The organism is Streptomyces sp. McG3 (assembly GCF_018619185.1).
Taxonomy (GTDB): Bacteria; Actinomycetota; Actinomycetes; order Streptomycetales; family Streptomycetaceae; genus Streptomyces.
The window spans coordinates 53,728-77,382 of record NZ_JAAXYC010000007.1 but is presented as its reverse complement, the minus strand read 5'-3'; the positions used below and the strand labels follow the sequence as shown (position 1 = coordinate 77,382).

The window sequence follows — 23,655 nt, the reverse complement described above, 5'->3', positions numbered from 1 at the left end:
GAAGCACAACGGCCGTCTCGGTCTCGACCGCACAGGTCCTCGATGGCAGCGGGCCGTGCGGGAAGGCGTCCGGACGGAGCCTCGTACCGGGGTCCCTCCGGCGCCGGGCCGGGGCGGGGTCGGCTTCTCCCGTGGAACGGTCCCCCGGATGCGCACAGCGGAGGGGCTCCGGCGGCGGTCGCGCCGGGGCAGGTCGCGTTCAGGCCCGGTGACACGCCGCGGAGCACACGCGCTTCAGGTCGACATGACCTCGCGTCGTCAGGTGTGCGGAACGCTGCATGGCGCGCAACGTAGCCGGAACGGCGGAACCCGGTCAAACCGCTGACCGTATGGTGGACGGCCGTCTCATCAGGGCGTGTTGCCCGTCATTGCCGCACGTGACAGGCGTGTGGCGGGCACACGGCGGGCGTACGAAGCGGAGGCCCGGCGAGCCCCGCGGGGCGCGTAGGCCCGCCCTCCATCCCGACGACGCCGGGAATTAACCGATGATGCCTTGTCACGCCCTGTTCTACGCGCATAGCTTTTGCCCCTACTACTCAGTTCAGTTGGGGGCACCTCCCGTGCAGATACACAGATCCGGCTCCGTTCTGCTGACCGGCGCCGTCGCCGTCGCTCTCGCGGTGACCGCACTGCCCGCCGCCCAGGCGGCCCCGTCGGCCACCGCCGTCATCTCCGAGGTGTACGGCGGCGGGGGCAACTCCGGCGCGACGCTGACCCGGGACTTCGTCGAGCTGGCCAACGCCGGCTCCGCGCCCTTCGAGGTCGGCGGCCTCAGCGTCCAGTACCTGCCGGGCAGCCCGTCGGCCGGCTCGCAGTGGCAGGTCTCCGAGCTGTCCGGCTCGATCGCGCCCCGCGGCCGCTATCTGGTCGCCCAGGCCGCGGGCACCGGCGGAACCGTCGCGCTGCCCACCGCCGACACCACCGGCACCGTCGCCATGGCGGCGGGGAGCGGCACCGTGGCCCTGGTCTCCGGGACGGCCCCGCTCACCTGCAAGTCGGCGGCGGACTGTGCGGCGGACACCCGGATCGTCGACCTGGTCGGTTACGGTTCCGCGGTCGTCCGGGAGGGCGGCGGCCCGGTCCCCGGCGCGTCGGCCACCGCGTCCGTCGCGCGGGCCGCCTCGCTCGCCGACACCGACGACAACGCGGCCGACCTCGCCGCGGGCGCCCCGACGCCGGTCAACGCCAAGGGCGAGACGTCCGGCGGCGGGCAGGAGCCGGAGGAGCCCGGCCCCACCGAGCCCGGCGACGTGCGGATCCACGACATCCAGGGCACCACCCGGGTCTCCCCGCTCGACGGGAAGGCGGTGACCGGTGTCCCGGGCGTCGTCACCGGAGTGCGGGCCGGCGGCTCGCGGGGCTTCTGGATCCAGGACACGGCCCCCGACGGCGACCCGCGCACCGGCGAGGGCCTGTTCGTCTACACCGGATCCACCGCACCGGCCGTGAAGGCCGGCGACGCGGTCCTGGTCAGCGGCAAGGTGGCCGAGTACTACCCGGGCACCGGCACCCAGTCCCTCACCCAGATCACCGCGCCCCGCACCACCGTCCTGTCCTCCGGCAACGCACTGCCCGCCCCGGTCGTCCTCGACGCCCGTTCGGTGCCCGGCCGATACGTGCCCTCGGCGGACGGCGGGGCGATCGACGCGCTGCCCCTGAACCCGTCCCGGTACGCCCTGGACCTGTACGAGGCGCTGGAGGGCTCCCGGGTGGAGTTCGCCGACACCCGGGTGACCGGGGCGACGACCGCGTACGACGAGATCTGGGTGACCGTGAAGCCGAGGGAGAACCCGACCCGGCGCGGCGGCACGCTCTACGCCTCGTACGAGGACCAGAACACCGGGCGGCTCAAGGTGATGTCGCTGGACCCGGCGCGGCCGGTGCCGACGGCGAACGTCGGGGACGTGCTGAAGGGCCGCACCACCGGCGTGCTCGACTACGCGAGCTACGGCGGCTACAACGTACAGGCCACCGAGCTGGGCACGGTCGTCGACAAGAAGCTGCGGCGCGAGGTGACCCGCAAGCAGAAGAAGGACGAGTTGGCGGTCGCCACGTACAACGTGGAGAACCTCGACGCGGGCGACGACCAGGCGAAGTTCGACACCCTGGCCGAGGGCGTGGCGGTCAGCCTGTCCTCCCCCGACATCGTCTCGCTGGAGGAGATCCAGGACGACAACGGCGCGGTGAACGACGGCACGACGGGGTCCGAGGCGACGCTGAAGCGCTTCACCGACGCGATCGTCGCGAAGGGCGGGCCGCGCTACGCCTGGCGCTACATCGCCCCCGAGAACAACAAGGACGGCGGCGAGCCCGGCGGCAACATCCGCAACGTCCTTCTCTTCAACCCGAAGCGGGTCTCCTTCACCGACCGCGCGGGCGGCGACGCCACCACGCCGGTGCGGGCCGTCGACACCTGGAAGGGCGTCGAGCTCTCCGCGTCACCGGGCCGGATCAACCCGGCGAGCCCGGCGTGGGCGGACAGCCGCAAGCCGCTGGTGGGCGAGTTCGTCTTCCGCGGCAAGCCGGTCTTCGTCATCGGCAACCACTTCGCGTCCAAGGGCGGCGACCAGCCGCTGCACGGCCGCTACCAGGAGCCGACGCGCTCCTCGGAGACGAAGCGGATCCAGCAGGCCGCCGAGGTCAACACCTTCGTCGCCGCGCTGCTGAAGGCGGACAGGTCCGCCAAGGTCGTCGCGCTCGGGGACTTCAACGACTTCGAGTTCTCCCCGACGATGAAGGCGCTGACCCAGGGCAGGGCGCTCAAGCCGCTGATCACGACACTCCCCTCGTCGGAGCGGTACAGCTATGTCTTCGACGGCAACTCGCAGACGCTGGACCACATCCTGACCAGCCCCGGCATCAGGCGCCCCGACTACGACGTGGTGCACATCAACGCCGAGTTCGCCGACCAGGCGAGCGACCACGACCCGCAGGTGGTGCGGATCAAGGTCGGCGGTTTCTGGCACTGAGGTACCGGGACACCGACCCGGTGGGGCGGACCGGATCCCGGGTCCGCCCCGCCGGGGTCCCGTTCAGGTCCGCCCGGCCGGGGCGCCGGCCTGGCGCGGCAGGGTGACGGGGCCGGCCTCGTCGGCCACCGGCTCCCGCCCGGTGAAGAAGCGGGAGACCAGTGCGGCCACTTCGTCGGCCCGCTCCAGGACCACCCAGTGGTCGGACTCCCCGATCGTCAGGAACCGGCTGCCCTGGATCGTCGCGGCGAACTCCCGCTGCAGCGCGGGCGACGTCACCGTGTCGTGCTCGCCCGCGAAGACCAGCGCCGGTACGCCGGTGAGACCGCCGGAGAAGTCGGGCCGGTCGGCCAGCGCCCGGTACAGCGAATCCGCCGCGTGCGGCGAGTGGGTGAGCGCGTGCAGGAAGGATCGGCGGACATAGCGGCGGGCCAACTCCCTGCGATGCACGTGCCGTTCGGGGTCGAGGCACATCAGCGCGTCGGCCGCCGTCGCGGCGAATCCCTCGCGGTCGCCGGCTGCCAGCTGCTGCCGGGCCCGCTCCCAGGAGGCGACCTGGACCGCGTCGATGTGGACCGGGACGCCGCCGAGGGCCAGGCGTGCCACCCGCTCCCGATGGCGGCGGGCGAAGCCGAAGGCGATGGCGGTGCCGTAGGAGAAGCCGAAGATGTTCAGCCGGGGCGCGCCGATGTCGTCGGCGATGCCGAGCACGGCCCGGCGCAGCAGCTCGGCGCTGGGGCCGGGCGGGAGCGGGTCGGCGCCGCCCATACCGGGCAGGTCGGCGGTGACCACGTCGGTCGCCGGCCCCAGGTGGTCGTCCATCTGGGGCCAGCCGAACATGCCCTGGAGCGCGCCGCCGAGAATGAGCGCCGGTTCGGTGGCCGGGGGCTCGCCGGGGTGGGCGCCCGGCAGGACGCGGTAGCTGTAGCGCACTCCGTCGACCGACAGGGTCCGGATGATCTCCTCGGGCATGTGCTCCTGCGTTCCCTTCCGCTCAGGCCCTGGTGAGGACGAGTGCCGCGTTGTGGCCGCCGAAGCCGAGCGAGGTCTTGACGGCGCAGTCGAAGGAGGCGCCGCGGGCTTCCTTGGCGACCACGTCGATCGGGATCCGCGGGTCGGGGGCGTCCAGATTGACGGTGGGCGGCACCAGTTGCCGCTGGAGGGCCAGCACGGTGAGCGCGGTCTCGATGCCGCCCGCCGCACCGAGGGTGTGGCCGGTCATCGCCTTGGTGGAGGTCACCAGGGCGCTGTCGCCGAGGACCCGGCGGAGCATCGTCGCCTCGATCAGGTCGTTGGAGAGCGTCGAGGTGCCGTGCGCGTTGACGTGCCCGACGTCGGCCGGGGAGAGGCCGGCGTCGGCGAGCGCGGTACGCAGGGCGCGTTCGATGCCGAGGCCCTCGGGGTCGGGGGCGACGGCGGAGTGGGCGTCGCTGGAGGCGCCGTAGCCGCTCACATGGGCGCGGACGGCGGCGCCCCGGGCGCGGGCGTGGTCCGGGTGCTCCAGGACGATCAGCCCGGCGCCCTCGCCGACGACGAAGCCGTCCCGGTGGGTGTCGAAGGGACGGCAGGCGCTCGCGGGGTCCTCGCGGCGGGTGGAGACGGCCTTGAGGCTGCATGCGCTGGCGATGAGGAGGCGGGTGCAGGTGGATTCCGCGCCGCCCGCGATGACGATGTCGCAGGCCCCGGAGCGGAGCATCTGGTGGGCGGTGCCGATGGCGACGGTGCCCGAGGAGCAGGCGGTGGAGACGGCCTGACTGGGCCCGTGGACGCCGAGGTCGAGGCTGACGCTGCTGGCCGCGCCGTTGACTACGCTGAGCGGGGCGAGCTTCGGGGAGACCCGGCGGGGCCCGCGGCCGGTGAGCGCGGCGTGCTGCTCGTCGTAGAAGGGCAGCCCGCCGTGGGCGGAGCCGATGACGATGCCGACGCGGCCGCCGTCCCAGAGGGCCGGGTCGAGTCCGGCGTCGGCGACGGCCTCGCGGGCGGCGACGACGGCGAGCTGGGCGAACCGGTCCATCAGCCGCTGGGCGGCCACCCCGAGGATCGCTCCCGGGTCGCAGTCGGTGACGGAGTAGAAGAAGTCGCAGGGCAGGCCGTCGAGTTCGGGCCGGGGGCCGGCGGACGGCACGAGGCCCTCGGTGACACCGTGCCAGGCGGCGTCCGCTCCGGTACCGGCGGCGGTGACCAGACCGACACCGGTGACGGCGGCGGCGAACGGGGCGAGCGGCGCCCGCCGGTAGGGCCTGGCGGTGGCCGCGCTCACGCGGAGACCTTCCCGTGGACGGCCTCGACGAGGCGGCCGACGGTGTCGCGCGAGGTGAGCGCGACGTCCTCCAGGTCCACGTCCAGCCGGTCCTCGATGAGCAGCCGCAGCTCCTCCAGCGCGAGGGAGTCCAGCCGCAGCCGGTGCAGGGGAACATCGGGGCGGATGGCGCCGGGGTCGGTTCCGAACTTCGTCACCAGCAGCGTGCTGATCTCTTCCGAAGTGCTCATTCGGCTCTCCTGGGCTCGGTGACGCGGTGACGTCGGCCGCGTTGTGAGGGGAGGTGGGGGGAGGTGCCATCGGGGGACGCCGGCTGCTCCGGAAGGACCCTTTATACGCCTTCCCGGGCGGGTTCCCGGTCCGCGTTCCCCCGTGCGGTGGGAGGGCTGTCCAGGTGTACGAATCCCGGGTGCGTCTCGGGTGGATGCCAGGATGGGGGCACAGCCCGTACGGGACGGCACGAGAGAAGGAGAAACCATGACGGCCGAGCAGGACGGCAACGCGGAGGTCGCGCTGAGCCCCGCCGACTGGGTCGCCCGGCAGGCCGAGCTGTACGAGTCCTCCGGCGGCACGAAGGGCACCACCCAGCTGGGTGTGCCCTGCCTGCTGATGGACTACGTCGGCCGGCGCAGCGGGGCGGTGCGGCGCACGGTTCTGATGTACGGGCGGGACGGCGAGGACTATCTGATCGTGGCGTCCAACGGCGGCTCGGACCGCCCGCCGCTGTGGTACCTGAACCTCCAGGCCACCCCGGAGGTCGAGCTCCGCGTGAACACCGAGCGGTTCGGGGCCGTCGCGGCGACGCTCCCGGCCGAGGAGAAGGCGCGGGTCTGGCCGGGGCTGGTGGAGCTGTTCCCGCGCTACGGGGAGTACCAGGCGGGCACCGAGCGGGACATCCCGGTCGTCCGGCTGACGCGGCGCTGAGGCGTCGGGGCCGGACACCCCCTGGGCGCCGGTCCGTGCCGAGCGCCGGGTTCACCGCTCCGGGAGCAGGTGGGCCGGCAGCTTGATCAGCAGGACGGGGGCGAACCAGGCCGGCTCGCCGGGGACGGCCACCGAGGTCGTCGCGGCGGTGATCGCCAGGGCGGAGACGGCGAAGGCGACCGGTCGCCGGAGATCCGCGGGGGCGATCAGGACGCATACCGCCCCGGCGAGCGTGAGGGCGTGGACGACGCCGGCGGAGATCCAGCCGAACCCGGGGACGAGCAGGGCCAGGGCGAACGGCTGGACGTGGGCGGCCACGAACGCGAAGTGGTGGAGCCGGGAGCGCCCCGGCCGGTGGAACCGGCGCTTGGCGGACCGGGTGGCGTTGACGACCGTGCCGCCGAACAGATCGAAGGCCACCACGGCGATCACGGCCGGGGCCGGCCACGCGTACGGGTGCGCACGGCGAGGGCGGTCGCGGACACCGTGCCGGCGAGCGCCCCCGCGCAACAGGTGATCCGCTCGCCCCGTTCGGCGTCCGGGGCCACCAGCAGCGCGTCGAGCCGACGGGCCGCCGTGACCCCCGCGGCCCTCATTCCGCTCCCCCGCGGCGCAGCCCCGTGACGCACCTGTCGAGGAGAGGCGCCGTCAGCTCCGCGACATCGCACGCGGGAAGGGGAGACACCGGTTAAGGAGCCTGCCTAAACTCCGCGATCATGACCATGAAAACGGTTCAGGCCGACCCGTCCGCCCTCGGCGGCCCCGCTCTCTTCGACACCATGTCCACCATGCGCGCCATGCGGCGCCTCAAGCCGGACGCGGTGCCGGACGAGACGGTCGAGCAGCTGATACAGGCCGCCGTCTGGGGGCCCAGCGGCGGCAACATGCAGTGTTACGAGTACGTGGTGGTGACCGACCGCCAGGTGATGGCGCGGCTCGCCCCGCTGTGGAAGCGGTGCGTCGACGCGTATCTGGCGACGACCGGGAAGTACGCCCCCGCGGGCATGGACGAGGCGGCGTACGGCCGGATGGTCGCGGCGATCGAGCATCAGCGCGACCACTTCGCCGACACCCCGGTACTGATCGTGCCGTGCTACCGGTTCCCGGAGCCGCGCCTGGACGAGGAGGGCCTGGCCGCGTCGGCGCGGGCGCTCGGCCCGGCGGGCACGCAGCACATGATGGACACGCAGACGCGTTTCCAGGCGCTGGCCGAGGGCTCCTGCGTCTATCCGGGAGTGCAGAACCTGCTGCTCGCGGCCCGGGGGCTGGGGCTCGCGGCGAACATCACCATCTGGCACCTGATGCTGGAGCAGGAGTGGAAGCGGGAGCTGGGCATCCCGGACGACATGGCGACGTTCGCCGCCGTGCCGGTGGGGTGGCCCGCGGGCAACTTCGGCCCGGTCCGGCGACGCCCGGTGGCGGATGTCATCCACCGCGACCGCTGGTAGCGTCCGGCCCCGCGTCAACCCGCGCCGACACCCCTGTCGGGTGACACTCGACATCACCCGACAGGGCTAGCGCGGTGACCAACTCCCCTGATTTTGCAGGATGTTGCCAGCACAATCACCTCTTCAACTCTTTGTCATGCTCACCCCATCTCGATAGCCTGGCCGTGCTCGGCGTCCCTCTGGCCCACCCCGGGTCCGAGGGCTTTTCTCTTCCCCCCACATGCCCACCCCACAGAGCAGGAGCCCTCATGCCCCTCCGCACCGCCGCCCGAACCCGGGCCCGTGCCTGTGCCGTGGCGGCCCTCACGGCCACGGCCCTCCTCGCGACCGGGCACCCGGCGACCGCCGCCCCACGAGCGGACACGCCCGACCCGATGAACCGCGCGTTCGCCGAAGCGGCGGACGCGTACGGCGTGCCGCGCGATCTGCTGGCCGCCGTCGGCTACGGCGAGAGCCGTCTCGACGGCCACGCGGGCGCGCCCAGCCAGGCGAACGGCTACGGCGTGATGCATCTGGCGAGCAATCCGGCCAACCGCTCCCTGGAGAAGGCCGCCGAGCTGACCGGCGAGAGCGCGGCCCGGCTGCGCCGCGACACGACCGCCAACATCCTCGGCGGCGCGGCCGTGCTGCGCGACCACGCCGACGCGCTGGGCCTGGACGCCGCCGAGCGCCGGGACGTGAACTCCTGGTATCCGGCGGTGGCCCGCTACAGCGCCGCCGAGGGACCGGCCGCAGCGCTCTACGCGGACGCGGTCTTCACGTCCCTCGCCGAGGGCGTGTCCGCCACGGCGCCCGGCGGCGAGGAGGTGCTCGTGCCCTCCCGGCCGGTCGCCCCGGACAAGCGCGCGGTGTCGGCGTCCGACGTCTACGCCGCGAGCCCGGACTACCCCTCGGCGCGCTGGGTTCCCGCGTACTCCGGGAACTTCGTCGTGGGCCGCAAGGCCGCCATCGACAAGGTGGTCATCCACACCACCCAGGGGTCGTACGCCGGTTCCATCAGCTGGTACCAGAACCCGGCCTCGGAGGTCAGCGCGCACTACACGATCCGCTCCTCGGACGGTGAGGTCACCCAGTCGGTCCTGGAGAAGGACACCGCCTGGCACGCCGGCGGCACCAACTCCTCGTCCGTCGGGATCGAGCACGAGGGCTATGTCGACAACCCTGCCTGGTACACGGAAGCGATGTACCAGTCCTCGGCCGCGCTCACGAAGCACCTCGCGGCGCGGTACGGCATCCCGAAGAACCGGTCGCACATCATCGGCCACAGCGAGGCGCCCGGCGCCGACCACACGGACCCCGGCCCCAACTGGGACTGGAACCACTACATGGAGCTGATCGGCGGCGACCCGGGCAGCGGCGGCGACGGGCTGACCTTCCCCACGTACACGACCCAGCAGTCCGGCTCCACCGGCCCGCAGGTCAAGGCCGTGCAGACGCTGCTCAACGCCCAGGGTCACCAGGCGGGCGCGGCGGACGGCAGCTTCGGGCCCGCCACCAAGGGCGCGGTGCAGGCGTTCCAGCGGGCCCGCACGCTGGAGGCCGACGGAACGGTCGGCCCGAAGACCTGGACGGCCCTGCTGTCGGCCGGGACGACCCCGGCGCTGGCGAAAGGCGCGTCGGGCGACGCGGTGAAGCGGCTCCAGCGGTCGCTGACGGCGGCGCTCGGCACCACCGTCGGCGTGGACGGCAGTTTCGGCCCGGCCACGGAGACGGCGGTACGCAGCTACCAGACCAGCCGGAAGCTCTCGGTCGACGGCCGGGTGGGCCCGGCCACGTGGGAGGCCCTGCAGAGCGGGAAGTGAGCGGCGCCCGGGCGGACACTCCCCTGATCCGGAGGGCCCGCCCGGGCCTGCCGGGCCGCGACCGGGCCCGGTACCGTCGTCGTGTGTGCTTCTACGCGACGGTCCACTACAAGCTCCACTTCGCCTGCGTTCCCTGCCGCGTCAGCTTCAAGCGGCATCCCTCGGGCGGCCGGGAGCAGCCCTGCCCGAACTGCGGCGGCGCCCTCGTCTGCGCCGGACACGACTTCGCGCCCCCGCCGCGCCGTGACACCGCGGCCTGGAGTGCGGTCGCGGCCGTCCTGGGGGCGGGTCTGCGCTACGAGGGGCTGGAGCCGTGCGGCTGCGGCAAACGGCCGCGCTTCCGGCCCCGGAGGCGCGCGGAGGTCCGGGCCCGGCTGGCCGTGGCGGCCCGGACCGGTCTGCCGGTGGCCGAGGCACTGGCCCGCCGCGACCCGGCGACCCCGGAGGCGGACTGACCGCGGCGCCACCGGCACGCGGGCGCCCGGTGTCCCGGGCGACTACTCCCCCGTGCCGACCGGATACCCGATCTCCTTGACGTCCTCGGCCAGTTCGGCGGAGATCCGCTCGGGGGCGAGGGCGGCGATCACCTCGTCGGTCAGCGGTCGCAGCGCGTAGACGTGGCGTACGGCTTCGAGGTCGACGGAGACCTCGAAACAATCCTCGGCCCACTCCTGGTAGGACTCGGGGGTGCCCGTGACGAGGAGCTGGAAGAGCCAGTCGGCCCCGTCGGAGTCCTCACCGTCCTCCGGGAACTCGATGGCGCCCGCACGCCAGCGGTCGTCGTCGCTCGCGCGCCAGAAGCAGGCGGTGACGACGGGCATGCCGAACTCGTCGGTGAAGCGCGGCTCGTCGACGTAGCGGCGGAAGACGGCGGGCACCTCGTCGAGCACCCCGGGCCAGGGGCCGTCGTCCACGTACGGACTCATCGGCGACTCGTGGTCGAAGCCGCGCGCGTACACGCCGTCGGCGGAGAAGACCACGGAGTACTCCCCGCCCGAACCGTCCCGCATCGAGGCCATCGCCTCCGTCGGCGACCACTGCGCGTCGTAGCTGTGCCAGCGGTGGTCCCACTCGGGACACAGGATCGCGTCGAGCATCGCCAGGGAACGGCAGAGATCGGTGAGGGCGGATATGCCCGGCAGCCTGCGGGCCACGTCGTGAACGCTCATGGACTCATCCAACCGCACCGGCCGACGGCCGACGCACGTGGTCCCGCACCCCCTCGGGGGGTGCGGGACCACGTGCGTCAGGTCACTTCAGGCCGAAGGCCCGGATGATCTCCTGGTCGACGACGAGCCCGCCGGGGCCCTCCGCGTGCGCCTTGAGCGAGACCGAGGTCGCGCCCTTCGACGGGGTGCGGAACGTGGCGGTCCACTCGCCGGTCTTCTTCTTCCGGAGGTCCACCTTCGACCAGTGCTTGCCGTCGTCGTAACTGACCGACAGCGAGGCCTTGTCCGCCTTCACCGCGCCCGGCAGCCACTCCTGGGTGGTGGAGGAGAGGCCGATCTCCGTCGAGCGGCCGGCCCGGACGTCGCCCGCCAGGTCGGTGTCGACGGCGTAGTCCAGCTGGAGCATCGGGATGTCGGCCTGCTGCGGGCCGCCCTCGTCCAGCGCGCCGGAGACGAAGCCCCACTCGGAGTGGGTGCGCGTCGACGTCTTCCAGGTCTCCGCGTCCCGCTCCGAGTCGATGACCAGGCGGTACGGGAGCTTCTCCGCGGGGAGGTCCCAGACGTATCCGGCCCTGCCCGCGCCCTTCTTCAGCTGCTTGTCACCCTGGTAGACGGCGTAGGAGGTGGTGTCGTACTCGTTCTCGGGCATCGAGCCGGAGTGGCCCGCGCCCGCGTCCGTCCACGGAGTGATGTTGAACTGGACGTCGTTGTGGACCGTGCGGAACGGACCCCAGTACCCGGTGCCGAGACGGGGGCGGACCACCGGGGCGAACCACTCGGCGCGGTAGTCCTTGCCCGCCCGGTAGTCCAGCTCGGCGCTGCGCATCTCGTGCGCCGTGCCGGACTGCTCCGCGCCGAGGACCGCGTGGTTCTCGTACCAGAAGGAGTCGCCCGGCAGCGGGTTGACCCACTCCGTGCGGACGTCCGGGAACTGCTCGTACTCCTCGAAGCCCAGGCCGGGCCCGTAGTCCGGGATGTCGTAGCGGTAGCCGCCGCCGAGCGTCTTCTTGTGGCCGTAGAAGGTGTTCTCCACCTTCGCCAGCTGACGGGTCGAGGGGGCGAACGCCAGCGAGCGGTCCGGGATCGTGCCGTCGTGGCGGTCCACCAGGTCGTACAGGTAGTCCGCGAACTTCTTCTGGTCGACCTGGACCTTCTTGCCGCGCTGCGCCGCCCTGATCAGGCTCTCGCCGGCGGACGCCTGGACGGAGGCGACGGGGATGGTGGTCTCCTCGCCGTACGGGGTGTAACTCTCCATCGCCACGCCGCGCTCGTCGTTGACGACGAACAGGGCCTCGGCCCCGGCCGCCAGCGCCGCCGCGAGGCGTTCGGCGGGAGCGACGTCGGCGCTGCGGGTGATGACGACCGCCTTGCCGCGCGCGTTCACCCCCCGGTAGTCCGCCGGCGTGCCCTTGCCCGCGTACACCGCGTTCAGCTTTCGCCGGCTGTCCTCGGCGACCGCCGCGCCGCCTTGGACGAAGACCGGCACGTCACGGCCGTCGGCCTCGACGTCGATCAGCTCCTCGCCCTGTCGCCAGCGGGTCAGGAAGCTGAAGCTGCCCTGCGTGACCTTCTTGGTGGGGCTCGCCCACAACTGGTCGTACGTCAGCGGTATCTGGAAGGCGTCGCGCTGGACGGTGCCGTCCGGGGCGGTACGCGCCATGTCGTAACGGAGCTGGCGGGTCTCGGTCTCCTTGGGGGTGCGCACGCTGACCTTGCGGGCCTTGGAGGCGTCGAGGGTGAGCGTGGTGGCGCCGGTCAGGATCGTCTCGGGGGCCGCGAGGAACGCGACGGCCCGGGAGTCGGGGCGGTCGCCCTCGATGTCCACGGAGGCCCAGGCGGTGTAGTTGCCGGGCGGCAGGCGCAGGGTGGTCTCGCCGCCGCTGACTTGGACGAGACCGAGCTGCGTGTCGCCCAGCTCGGCGAGGACGACGAGGCCGTCCATCGGCTTGCCCGACCGGTCGCGGAGCTTCAGGGTCAGGTCGTGCAGCTCCCTCTCCTTGGTGAGCGCGAAGCCGGTGTGCGCGACCGTCGTGCCCGCCGCGTCGGTGGCGACGACCTGGCCGGAGAAGGTGGTGTCGTTGGCGGCCTTCGCCGGGTCCAGTGACAGGACCGCCTCGGCGGTGCCGCCGGCCGGGACGGTCAGCGTGTCGGTGGAGAGGGTGTACGCCGCCGCGTCCGTGTCGGTGGCCAGGTTCAGCGTGACGTCCGCGTCGCCCGAGTTGCGGTAGGTGATGGTGCGCTCGGCGACCGGGTCGGACGGGCTGTGCGGCCAGTCGTAGGAGGCGACCCGGACCGAGCCGGTGGCCTCGATCGTCGTGTCGATCGCCGCCTTCACGTCGAGCCGGCCGGTGCCCTGCTCGTACGGGGTGTACGCGTCGAGCTTCTTGGACGAGGTCATCAGCGCTTCCTTGATGCGCTGACCGGACCAGTCGGGGTGACGCTGCTTCAGGATGGCCGCAGCGCCCGCGACATGGGGCGTGGCCATCGAGGTGCCGGACATCGCCTGGTACATGCCCTCGATGCCGGGGATCGACTGCGAGGCCGCGGCGTTGATGCCGACGCCGGGGGCCGACAGGTCGGGCTTCAGGCCGTGGGAGCGGACCAGCGGTCCCATGGAGGAGAAGTTCGCGCGGCGGTCCTGCTTGTCGACGGCGGCGATGGTGAGCGCCTGCTCCGCGGAGCCGGGCGAGCCGATGGTGCCCGCCCCGTACGCGTTGCCGGCGGCGATCACGAAGAGCGGGCCGCCGTCCGCCGAGAGTGAGTTGACGGCCTGGGACATCGGGTCGGTGCCGTCGTCGGGCACCGGGGAGCCGAGGCTCATGGAGACGACGTCGGCGCCTTCGGCCTTGGCCCACTCCATGGCCTCGATGATCCCGGAGTCCGCGCCGGAGCCCTCGTCGCTGAGGACCTTGCCGACGAGCAGGTCGGCGGCCGGGGCGACGCCCTTGTTGGCGCCGTCGGAGGCGGCGCCGGATCCGGCGATGGTGGAGGCGACGTGCGTGCCGTGTCCGTTCTTGTCGTCGACCTCCTCGCCCGGGATGAAGCTGCGGGCGCCGACGACGCGGTCCTTGACGTCCGGGTGGTCGGCGTCGATGCCGGTGTCCAGGACGGCCACCTTGGCGCCCTTGCCGTCGAAGCCGTCGGCCCACGCCTGCGGGGCGCCCACCTGCGGCACCGACTCGGTCAGCAGCGCCTGGGAGCGGCCGTCCAGCCAGAGCTTCGCGATCCCGCCGTCGAGTGAACGGGCCTTCTCGTGACGGGTGATGGCGCTCCAGAACGTCCGCGCGTCGTCCTTGTCGGCCGTGAGGGCGGCCCCGTTGACGGATGCCAGGGTGCGGACCTTCTTCGCGCCGCGCGGCGCGGCGGGCAGGGCCTTGGCGCGGGCGGGCGGGTAGGTGGCGATGAGCGGGACGGAGCCGGTGCCCTCGTCGTCGTATCCCATCCGTACCAGGGCCGAGACGTTGAACAGCCGCCGGTCCAGGGCGCCGGACGCGATCAGCGTGGTGGCCTCGTCGGGCAGGACGTACACGTCCTCGCCCGCCTGCTGGATGCGGACGCCGCCGTCTGCGCCGTCGGGGCGGTCCACGGTGACGGTGTCCTGGTCTCCGGGACCGTCCACGTAGCGCACGACGTCACCGGTGATCAGGGTGACGGTGTGGCTCTCGGTGCGTACGTCGGAGCCGGGGGTCCCGTCGCGGGGTGCGGGGGCGGCGCCGGCGGTGCCCGCGAAGGGGACCAGCATGCCGCCCAGCAGGGCCGCCGAGGTCGCCAGGAGCAGGGCGCTGCGTCCTGGGCGAGCGGATCTCGCCCGGCCGGGAACGGAGGAGGGGGAAGAAGTCATGCAGCTGATCTACCGGTAAATCCGGGGCGACCGCTGCGTATCCGACGGGCGGGAAACCGCCGTGGCGGTAACCCGCCCGGGGTGGACGGGGTGTTGACGGGCGGTTCAGGCCACCGAGGCGAGCGGCTGTCCGCTGCTGTCGTGATGGATGGAGGTATGGGCCCCGGTGAGCGGTACGCCGCTGCCGCCGCGCCGGACCGCGACGATCTCGGCGGCGATGGACAGGGCCGTCTCCTCCGGCGTACGGGCGCCGAGGTCGAGGCCGATCGGCGAGTGCAGCCGGGCCAGTTCGCGGTCGGTGAGGCCGACCGCGCGCAGCCGGTCGTCGCGGTCCAGGTGGGTGCGGCGGGAGCCCATCGCGCCGACGTAGGCGACCGGGAGGCGCAGGGCGGCCTCCAGCAGCGGGATGTCGAACTTGGCGTCGTGGGTGAGGACGCAGAGCACGGTGCGCGCGTCGGTCGCGGTGGTGGCGAGGTAGCGGTGGGGCCAGTCGACGACGATCTCGTCGGCCTCGGGGAAGCGTGCCGCGGTGGCGAAGACCGGGCGGGCGTCACAGACGGTGACCCGGTAGCCGAGGAACTTCCCGGCGCGGACCAGCGCGGCGGCGAAGTCGATGGCGCCGAACACGATCATGCGGGGCGGCGGAACGCTGGACTCGACCAGCAACTCGATGGGCCGGCCGCAGCGGGAGCCCTCCGCGCCGATGGCGAGCGGGCCGGTGCGGCCCGCGTCCAGCAGTGCGCGGGCCTCGGCGGCGGCGGTCCGGTCGAGCGCCGGGTGGCCGCCGAGCCCGCCCTCGTGACTGCCGTCGGCGCGGACCAGGAGCGGGAGTCCGAGCAGTTCCCCGGGTCCGTCCGTGACCCGCGCCAGCGCGGCCGCCGTCCCCTCCGCGGCGGCCGCGAGCGCGGCGGCGAACACCGGGCGGGCGGGGTCGTCGTTGCGTACCGGTGTCACCAGGATGTCGATGACGCCGCCGCAGGTCAGACCGACCGCGAAGGCGTCCTCGTCGCTGTAGCCGAAGCGCTCGCGGACGGATTTCCCGTCCTCCAGGGCCTGTTGGCACAGTGCGTAGACGGCCCCCTCCACGCATCCGCCGGACACCGAACCGATGGCCGTGCCGTCGCGGTCGACGGCGAGGGCGGCACCTGGCTGCCGGGGCGCGCTGCCGCCGACCGCCACGACGGTGGCGACGGCGAACTCGCGTCCCTGCGAGACCCACCGGTGCAGCTCTTCGGCGATGTCCAGCATGGCGTATCTCCTTATGCGGGAAGGGGGCCCGGGCGTCAGTGGACGCCCAGCCAGCTCTCGATCGGGTTGAGGGCGAAGAAGACGATGAAGATCACCGTCAGCCCCCACATGAAGGCCCCGACCTCGCGGGCCCGGCCCTGGGCGAGCTTGATGGCGCTGTACGCGATGACACCCGCGGCGACACCGGTGGTGATGGTGTACGTGAAGGGCATCAGGACCACGGTCAGGAAGACCGGGATGGCGACCGAGCGGTCGCTCCAGTCCACGTGCCGGGCGTTCTGCATCATCATCGCGCCGATGACGACGAGGGCGGCGGAGGCCACCTCGGTCGGCACGATCGCGGTGAGCGGGGTGAAGAAGAGGCAGGCGGCGAAGAAGAGGCCGGTGACGGCGGAGGCGAGGCCGGTCCGGGCCCCTTCGCCGACGCCGGTGGCCGACTCCACGAAGACCGTCTGGCCGGAGCCCGAGGCGACACCGCCGATGACGCCGCCGGCGCCGTCGATGAACAGCGCCTTGGACAGACCCGGCATGCGGCCCTTCTCGTCGGCCAGCTTGGCCTCGGTGCCGACGCCGATGATGGTGGCCATCGCGTCGAAGAAGCCGGCCAGCACCAGGGTGAAGACGATCATGCCGACCGTCATCACACCGACGTCTCCCCAGCCGCCGAACTCCACGTTCCCGAAGAGCGAGAAGTCGGGGGCGGAGACCGCGCTGCCCTCCAGCTCCGGCGGGCCGCTGCTCCACGTCTTGGGGTCGATGTCGACGATCGCGTTGATGACGATCGCGACCACGGTGCCGACGGCGATGCCGATCAGGATCGCGCCGGGGATGTTGCGCGCCTGGAGCATGAAGATGAGCAGAAGCGTCACGCAGAAGATCAGGACGGGCCAGCCGGCGAGTTCACCGGCCGGGCCGAGCGATACCGGGGTCGCCTCGCCCTGGTGGACGAATCCGGCCTTGTAGAGGCCGATGAGGGCGATGAAGAGCCCGATGCCCATGGTGATGCCGTGCTTGAGCGCGAGCGGGATCGCGTTCATGATCATCTCGCGGAGGCCGGTGACCACCAGGAGGCAGATCACCACACCGTAGATCACGCACATGCCCATGGCCTGTGGCCAGGTCATGTTGGGCGCGACCTGCGAGGCGAGCACGCCGGAGACGCTGAGCCCGGCGGCGAGCGCCAGGGGCACCTTGCCGACGAAGCCCATGAGCAGGGTCGTCGCGGCCGCCGCGAAGGCGGTCGCGGTGATCAGGCCGGGCTGGCTGAGGAGGTTGCCGTTGACGTCCTCCCCGCCCAGGATCAGCGGGTTGAGCAGAAGGATGTACGCCATGGCCATGAAGGTCGTGACGCCGCCGCGCAGCTCGCGCGCGACCGTGGATCCTCGTTCGGATATGTGGAAGTACCGGTCGAGCCATGATCTTCCGGCGGGGACGCGCGAGCCGGGGCCCGCGCCTTCCGGACTGGTCTTCGGTTCCACTGACTGCTGGGTCATGATGCCTGACTCCCAAGGTTCACAGGGGCACCCGCGTGGAGATTCCTGAATGCGGGATTTGGGATGACTGCGTCGGCTGCACGACCCGGGGACGGCCGGGACGGACTGTTGAGGCAGAACGGATGTGCCGGCGGCACGGATGATCCGTGAGGCGCTGCCGTGCTGTCGGGCACGGCGGTGAAGAACCGCGAGCGGTGCGGTACTTGGTGCCTCCGGGCGGTGCGGTGCGGAAAAGTGTGACGTTCTCGGCGCCGCGCACCGCCCGGAGAGTTCGGAGGGGGACCGCTCGGAGGCTGCCGGGCGACGACCGGTGGGAGGCCGCCCGGCAGGTCTCTCAGGTGCTGGTGAGGTGTTCGGGCCGCACCGGTGTCCTGTTGAGCTCAAGACCCGTCGCGTTCCGGATCGCCGCGAGGACGGCCGGGGTGGACGACAGGGTGGGGGCCTCGCCGATGCCGCGGAGCCCGTACGGGGCGTTCTCGTCGGCGAGTTCGAGCACGTCGACGGGGATGGTCGGCGTGTCGAGGATGGTGGGCAGGAGGTAGTCCGTGAAGGACGGGTTGCGTACCTTCGCGGTCTTCGGGTCGACGATGATCTCCTCCATCACGGCGACGCCCATGCCCTGGAGGGTGCCGCCCTGGATCTGGCCGAGGACGGAGAGCGGGTTGAGCGCCTTGCCGACGTCCTGGGCGCAGGCCAGTTCGATGACCTTGACCAGGCCCAGTTCGGTGTCGACCTCGACGACCGCGCGGTGCGCGGCGAAGGAGTACTGGACGTGGCCGTTGCCCTGTCCGGTGCGCAGGTCGAACGCCTCGGTGGGCCGGTGGCGCCACTCCAGCTCGACGTCGATCGCCTCGTCCTCCAGGACGTCGGCGAGATCGGCCAGCACCTCGCCGCCGTCGGTGACGACCTTGCCGCCCTCCAGGAGGAGTTCGGCGGTGGCCCAGGCCGGGTGGTAGGTGCCGAACTTGGTGCGGCCCAGCTCCAGGACCTTCTCCCGTACGGCTTCGCAGGAGTTCTTGACCGCGCCGCCGGTGACGTACGTCTGGCGGGAGGCGGAGGTGGATCCGGCGGAGCCGACCCGGGTGTCGGCGGGGTGGATGGTGACCTGGTTGACGCCGAGTTCGGTACGGGCGATCTGGGCGTGGACGGTGACGCCGCCCTGGCCGACCTCGGCCATCGCGGTGTGCACGGTCGCGACCGGTTCGCCGTTGATGACCTCCATCCGGACCCGGGCGGTGGAGTAGTCGTCGAAGCCTTCGGAGAAGCCGACGTTCTTCAGGCCGACCGCGTAGCCGACACCCCGCACGACGCCTTCGCCGTGGGTGGTGTTGGAGAGCCCGCCGGGCAGCGCGCGGACGTCCACGGAGGTGCCCTCGCTGCCCGCCGCCAGCCACTGCTGCTCGGGCGGCAGCGGCCGGGACTTGACCCGGCGCAGCAGTTCGGCGACCGGGGCCGGCGAGTCGCAGGGCTGTCCGGTGGGCAGCAGGGTGCCCTGTTCCATGGCGTTGAGCTGCCGGAACTCCACCGGGTCCATGTCCAGCTTGGCGGCGAGCTTGTCCATCTGCGCCTCGTAGGCGAAGCACGCCTGGACCGCGCCGAAGCCGCGCATCGCACCACAGGGCGGGTTGTTGGTGTAGAGCGCGACCGCCTCGATGTCGACGTCCTCGATGACGTACGGGCCGACGGAGAGCGAGGAGGCGTTGCCGACGACCGCCGGGGAGGCGGAGGCGTAGGCCCCGCCGTCCAGGACGATGCGGCACTTCATGTGCGTGAGCTTGCCGTCCTTGGTGGCGCCGTGCTCGTAGTGGAGCTTCGCCGGGTGCCGGTGGACGTGTCCGAAGAAGGACTCGAACCGGTTGTAGACGATCTTGACGGGCTTGCCGGTGCGGAGCGCCAGCAGACAGGCGTGGATCTGCATCGAGATGTCCTCGCGGCCGCCGAAGGCACCGCCGACGCCGGAGAGCGTCATGCGGACCTTCTCCTCGGGCAGGCCGAGGACGGGGGCGATCTGGCCGAGGTCCGAGTGCAGCCACTGGGTGGCGACGTACAGCTCGACGCCGCCGTCCTCGGAGGGCACCGCGAGGCCGGACTCGGGGCCGAGGAAGGCCTGGTCCTGCATGCCGAAGGTGTAATCGCCCGTGACGATGACGTCGGCCCGCTTGGCCGCCTCGTCGGCGTCGCCGCGGATGATCGGCTGGCGGTGCACGATGTTGGGGTGCGGGACGTGACCGATGTGGTGGTCGTCGCGGCCCTCGTGGACGAGTACGGCGTCGGGAGCGGTCGCCGAGGCCTCGTCGGTGACGAGAGGCAGCTCGCGGTACTCGATCTTGATCTTGGCGGCGGCGCGGCGCGCGGTCTCCGGGTGGTCGGCGGCCACGATGGCGACCGGCTCACCGTGGTGACGGACCTTGCCGTGGGCGAGAACCGGGGTGTCCTGGATCTCCAGGCCGTAGTTCTTCATCGCGGCGGGCAGGTCGTCGTAGGTCATCACGGCGTAGACGCCGGACGTGGCCAGCGCCTCGGAGGTGTCGATGGAGACGATCTCGGCGTGCGCGACGGTGGAGCGCAGCGTCTGGCCCCACAGCATGTCCTCGTGCCACATGTCGGAGGAGTACGCGAACTCGCCGGTGACCTTGAGGGTGCCGTCGGGGCGGAGCGTGGACTCGCCGATGCCGCCCTTGGTGGGCGAACCCTGGGTGATCTTGGTGGGTGTGCCGGCCGGAACGGTCTGGGCCTTGGGGGGCGTCGTCATGACTGGACCGCCTCTTCCTGACGGGCGGCCGCGAGGCGGACCGCGTCGAGGATCTTCTCGTAACCCGTGCAGCGGCACAGGTTGCCGGAGAGCGCCTCACGGATGTCCTGGTCGGACGGCGAGGGGGTGTTCTCCAGCAGTTCGTCGGCCGCGACCAGCAGGCCGGGGGTGCAGAAGCCGCACTGGACGGCTCCGGCGTCGATGAACGCCTGCTGGATCGGGGAGAGTTCGACGGCCTCGCCGGTCTGGCCGTCGGTGGGCTTGGACTGCCAGCGCTTGGCGGCGTCCAGAGTGGTGCCGCAGGCGCCGGAGGCGCAGCCGCCACCGGGGTGGGCGTCCTCGCGGTGCTTGGCGTAGTCGGCCAGGCCCTCGACGGTGACGACCTCGCGGTCCTGGACCTGGCCGGCGGCGACGAGGCACGCGCAGACCGGGACGCCGTCGAGGCGGACGGTGCAGGATCCGCACTCGCCCTGCTCGCAGGCGTTCTTGGAGCCGGGCAGGCCCATGCGCTCACGCAGGACGTACAGGAGGGACTCCCCCTCCCACACGTCGTCGGCTTCCTGCTGACGGCCGTTGACCGTGAAATTGACTCGCATGGTTACGCAGCTCCTTCCAGCGTGCGGCCCGCGCCGCGGTACTGCTCCCAGGTCCAGCCGAGCGTGCGGCGGGCCATGATGCCGACCGCGTGCCTGCGGTACTTCGCCGTGCCGCGCACGTCGTCGATCGGGTTGCAGGCGCCGGACGCGAGGGCGGCGAACTGCTTGGCGATCGCGGGGGTGATGATCTTGCCGTTCTCCCAGAACCCGCCCTCGTCGAGCGCGGCGTTCAGGAACTCCTCGGCCTCCTTGGCCCGCACCGGGGTCGGGGCGGCGGAGCCGATGCCGGTGCGCACGGTGCGGGTCTCGGGGTGCAGGGCGATACCGAACGCGCAGACGGCGATGACCATGGCGTTGCGGGTGCCGACCTTGGAGTACTGCTGGGGTCCGTCGGCCTTCCTGATGTGCACGGCGCGGATCAGCTCGTCCGGCGCCAGGGCGTTGCGCTTGACCCCTGTGTAGAAAGCGTCGATGGGAATCAGCCGCGTTCCGCGTACGGATTCGGCCTCGACCTCGCAGTCGGCCGCGAGCAGGGCCGGGTGGGCGTCACCGGCCGGCGACGCGGTGCCGAGGTTGCCGCCGACACCGCCGCGGTTGCGGATCTGCGGGGAGGCGACGGTGTGCGAGGCGAGCGCCAGGCCGGGCAGCTCGGTGCGCAGGTGCTCCATGATGCTGCTGTACGGCACGGAGGCGCCGAGCCGCACGCTCTCCTGGCCCACCTCCCACTCGGACAGCTCACCGATGCGGTTCAGGTCCAGGAGGTACTCGGGCCGCCGGTGGTCGAAGTTGATCTCGACCATCACATCGGTGCCGCCCGCGATGGGCACAGCGGTGGGGTGCTCGGCCTTGGCGGCGAGCGCCTCCTCCCAGCTGGCGGGGCGAAGGAAGTCCATGAGTGGCTCTCTTCTTCTCAATCGGGTCGTTCGCTGGGGCTGGGGACGGCCGGCCCTCGACTGGCTCGTTCATATGGTGTTCACGTGGTGTGTGGCCCAGTACACAAGCCCTGCTCCTACCGGTGCAGTCACCGAAACACTGAAGGAGTTGGCTGGTGTCCGTCCTCGTCTTGTAGATTCGAACGAATGGCGGGAATCAGTAACCTCGCCGCAATCAACAGATACCCGTATCCCTCACGGCTCCCCCACCCCACGACCTCCTTCACCCACTTCCACCCCCACCTGCTCCTTCACGAACTTCACCTGCTCCCCTACGGAAAGATCGGCGGCGACGAGATGCGGCTGCGCGCACTGCTGGAGACCGACGCGCTGGGCCTGCGGCTGCTCGGCGGCGAGGACGAGCTGGACCGCTCGGTCCGCGGCGTCATGACGACCGACCTGCGCGATCCCAGCCGCTACCTCTCCGGCGGGGAGCTGGTGCTCACGGGCCTCGCCTGGCGCCGGGACGCGGCGGACTCCGAGCCGTTCGTCCGGATCCTGGCGGGCGCCGGGGTGGCCGGTCTCGCGGCCGGCGAGGCGGAGCTCGGCGACATCCCCGGCGATCTGGTCGAGGCGTGCCGGCAGCACCGCCTCCCGCTCTTCGCCGTGAACGAGACCGTTGCTTTCGCGACGATCACCGAGTACGTCGTCCGTCAGGTCTCCGGTGAGCGGGCGGGCGACCTGGCAGCCGTGGTGGACCGGCACCGGCGGCTGATGACCTCGGGCCCGGCGGGCGGCGGTCCCGAGGTGGTCCTGGACCTCCTCACCTCCGACCTGGACCTACGGGCCTGGGTCCTCTCCCCCACCGGCCGCCAGATCGCCGGGGCGGGCACCCCGCTGCCCGGACCGCTGGGCGCGGCGCTGGCCGGGCACCACCTGGCCGCGACCCGTACCGGCCGCCGGGGTCCGCACCGGGCCGCGGTCGCCGGCACGACGTATTCGCTCTTCCCGATCCGGAACACCGGCCGGGGCGCGGCGCCGGCCGCCCGCGATGTACGGGAATCGGTGCTCTCCGACTGGCTGCTGGCGGTCGAGGCCGACGCCGGGGACTGGCCCGCCGCCCGGCTCGACCTGCTCCAGGGCGTCACCCAGCTGATCGCGGTCGAGCGCGACCGCCGCGACGCGGCCCGTACGGTACGCCGCAGGCTCGCCCAGGAGGTCCTGGAACTGGTCCAGGCGGGTGCCGCCCCCGCCGAGATCGCGGCCAGGCTGCGGGTCGCCGCACCGGTCCTGCTGCCCGGCCTCGGCGTGGCCCCGCAGTGGCAGGTCGTGGTGGCCAGGGTCGACTGGAGCGGCGCGGGCCAGGCGGCCACCGCGGGCGACATCGCGAGCGGTCCGACGGCGCAGGCGCTGCTGGAGGAGATCCTCGTCGACCCGGCGGTCAGCGGCCCCGACTCGGCCGACCGGATCGCCGTCGCCCACACGGGCGAGGAGGCCATCGCCCTGGTGCCGCTGCCCACGCTCACCACCGTGGCCGCGGAGTCCGGGGAGGGCGCTCCGGGCGATGCCGCGCGGGCGGGCGTCGAGGACGCCGACGCCCTCGACGCGGATCCCGGACTGCACGCCGACGCGCTGCTCGCCTCGGTGCGCGAACCGCTCTCCGCGGGACTCGCCGACGACGGCCGGCTGACACTGGGTGTCAGCGCGGCCGTGCATTCCGCCGAAGGGCTGCGCGGCGCGCTGGAGGAGGCCCGGCACGCCCGCCGGGTGGCCGCGGCCCGTCCGGGGCGGGTCTGCGCGGCCGGTCACCACGAACTGGCCTCGCACGTGCTGCTGCTGCCGTTCGTCCCCGACGACGTCCGGCGCGCCTTCACCGCCCGGTTGCTGGACCCGCTGCGCGACTACGACCGTCGCCACCGGGCGGAGCTGATCGAGACGCTGGAGGCCTTCCTGGACTGCGACGGGTCCTGGACCCGCTGCGCCGCCCGGCTGCACCTGCACGTCAACACGTTGCGCTATCGCGTCGGACGGATCGAGCAGTTGACGGGGCGTGACCTTTCGCGCCTGGAGGACAAGCTCGACTTCTTCCTCGCCCTGCGCATGAGCTGATCTTCCGGCCGCGCACGGGGCCCGGCGGGGCCCCGTCGCGCTCCGGCCGATTGTGAAATCTTTCACCTGACATTGCCCGGACCCCTTGGCCCGGCGTGCCAATCCGTGCTGAGATGCGCCGTACCCAACAGCACAATGGCGCGCTCGGGGAGGGCAATGTGGCGCATACCGC

At 72.3% G+C, this 23,655-nt stretch carries 18 protein-coding genes; 6 read left to right on the top strand and 12 right to left on the bottom strand.

The window, feature by feature from the left end:
- Positions 1-560 precede the first annotated feature (560 nt).
- Positions 561-2,969, top strand: a complete 2,409-nt coding sequence (locus tag HET64_RS02485; RefSeq protein WP_215101713.1) for an endonuclease/exonuclease/phosphatase family protein — start codon at positions 561-563, stop codon at positions 2,967-2,969.
- A 63-nt stretch (positions 2,970-3,032) separates the two neighbouring features.
- Here HET64_RS02485 and HET64_RS02480 read toward each other — a convergent pair whose 3' ends face one another.
- From HET64_RS02480 to HET64_RS02470, 3 genes are read right to left on the bottom strand one after another with little or no spacing between them, the layout of a single operon-like run.
- The gene (locus tag HET64_RS02480; protein ID WP_215101711.1) at positions 3,033-3,941 is read right to left on the bottom strand and encodes an alpha/beta fold hydrolase; all 909 of its coding nucleotides are present in this window, start codon (positions 3,939-3,941) and stop codon (positions 3,033-3,035) included.
- A 22-nt stretch (positions 3,942-3,963) separates the two neighbouring features.
- On the bottom strand, positions 3,964-5,229 hold the full coding sequence (locus tag HET64_RS02475) for a beta-ketoacyl synthase (protein WP_215101709.1): 1,266 nt from the start codon (positions 5,227-5,229) through the stop codon (positions 3,964-3,966).
- Positions 5,226-5,459: an acyl carrier protein gene (locus HET64_RS02470; protein WP_003965385.1), complete on the bottom strand. Its 234-nt coding sequence runs from the start codon at positions 5,457-5,459 to the stop codon at positions 5,226-5,228. The genes HET64_RS02475 and HET64_RS02470 overlap by 4 nt, the downstream gene beginning before the upstream one ends.
- A gap of 247 nt (positions 5,460-5,706) precedes the next feature.
- Between HET64_RS02470 and HET64_RS02465 the strand changes: the two genes are divergently transcribed.
- Positions 5,707-6,153 carry a nitroreductase family deazaflavin-dependent oxidoreductase gene (locus HET64_RS02465; protein WP_215101708.1) on the top strand — a complete coding sequence of 149 codons (447 nt, stop codon included), beginning with the start codon at positions 5,707-5,709 and terminating at the stop codon, positions 6,151-6,153.
- Positions 6,154-6,204: 51 nt separating this feature from the next.
- Here HET64_RS02465 and HET64_RS02460 read toward each other — a convergent pair whose 3' ends face one another.
- On the bottom strand, positions 6,205-6,573 hold the full coding sequence (locus HET64_RS02460; RefSeq protein WP_215101706.1) for a hypothetical protein: 369 nt from the start codon (positions 6,571-6,573) through the stop codon (positions 6,205-6,207).
- Between the two features lie 8 nt (positions 6,574-6,581).
- Complete coding sequence (locus HET64_RS02455; protein ID WP_215101704.1) at positions 6,582-6,749, bottom strand: hypothetical protein; 168 nt, start codon at positions 6,747-6,749, stop codon at positions 6,582-6,584.
- A gap of 120 nt (positions 6,750-6,869) precedes the next feature.
- Here HET64_RS02455 and HET64_RS02450 point away from each other — a divergent pair, with 120 nt between their 5' ends.
- The 3 genes from HET64_RS02450 to HET64_RS02440 all read left to right on the top strand — a co-directional run bounded on the left by HET64_RS02450 (position 6,870) and on the right by HET64_RS02440 (position 9,858).
- Positions 6,870-7,601, top strand: coding sequence for a nitroreductase family protein (locus HET64_RS02450; protein ID WP_215101702.1), 732 nt, complete (start codon positions 6,870-6,872; stop codon positions 7,599-7,601).
- Positions 7,602-7,849: 248 nt separating this feature from the next.
- Complete coding sequence (locus tag HET64_RS02445) at positions 7,850-9,403, top strand: N-acetylmuramoyl-L-alanine amidase (protein WP_215101700.1); 1,554 nt, start codon at positions 7,850-7,852, stop codon at positions 9,401-9,403.
- A gap of 83 nt (positions 9,404-9,486) precedes the next feature.
- Positions 9,487-9,858, top strand: coding sequence for a hypothetical protein (locus HET64_RS02440; protein ID WP_215101698.1), 372 nt, complete (start codon positions 9,487-9,489; stop codon positions 9,856-9,858).
- 42 nt (positions 9,859-9,900) lie between these two features.
- Here HET64_RS02440 and HET64_RS02435 read toward each other — a convergent pair whose 3' ends face one another.
- The 7 genes from HET64_RS02435 to HET64_RS02405 form a co-directional block, all read right to left on the bottom strand.
- Complete coding sequence (locus tag HET64_RS02435) at positions 9,901-10,572, bottom strand: hypothetical protein (RefSeq protein ID WP_215101696.1); 672 nt, start codon at positions 10,570-10,572, stop codon at positions 9,901-9,903.
- A gap of 82 nt (positions 10,573-10,654) precedes the next feature.
- Positions 10,655-14,314, bottom strand: coding sequence for a S8 family serine peptidase (locus HET64_RS02430; protein ID WP_215101725.1), 3,660 nt, complete (start codon positions 14,312-14,314; stop codon positions 10,655-10,657).
- Positions 14,315-14,518: 204 nt separating this feature from the next.
- A complete protein-coding gene (locus HET64_RS02425; RefSeq protein ID WP_215101694.1) occupies positions 14,519-15,661 on the bottom strand; it encodes an XdhC family protein in 1,143 nt (380 codons plus the stop codon).
- 35 nt (positions 15,662-15,696) lie between these two features.
- Positions 15,697-17,154, bottom strand: coding sequence for an NCS2 family permease (locus HET64_RS02420; RefSeq protein ID WP_215101692.1), 1,458 nt, complete (start codon positions 17,152-17,154; stop codon positions 15,697-15,699).
- 334 nt (positions 17,155-17,488) lie between these two features.
- Positions 17,489-19,906, bottom strand: coding sequence for a xanthine dehydrogenase family protein molybdopterin-binding subunit (locus HET64_RS02415; RefSeq protein ID WP_215101690.1), 2,418 nt, complete (start codon positions 19,904-19,906; stop codon positions 17,489-17,491).
- Entirely contained in the window at positions 19,903-20,502 is a 600-nt protein-coding gene (locus HET64_RS02410; RefSeq protein ID WP_215101688.1) for a (2Fe-2S)-binding protein, read from the bottom strand. Before HET64_RS02410 ends, HET64_RS02415 begins: the two co-directional genes overlap by 4 nt.
- A 2-nt stretch (positions 20,503-20,504) precedes the next feature.
- Entirely contained in the window at positions 20,505-21,395 is an 891-nt protein-coding gene (locus HET64_RS02405) for a xanthine dehydrogenase family protein subunit M (protein ID WP_215101686.1), read from the bottom strand.
- Positions 21,396-21,731: 336 nt separating this feature from the next.
- Between HET64_RS02405 and HET64_RS02400 the strand changes: the two genes are divergently transcribed.
- Complete coding sequence (locus HET64_RS02400) at positions 21,732-23,483, top strand: PucR family transcriptional regulator ligand-binding domain-containing protein (RefSeq protein ID WP_215101723.1); 1,752 nt, start codon at positions 21,732-21,734, stop codon at positions 23,481-23,483.
- Positions 23,484-23,655: the final 172 nt, after the last annotated feature.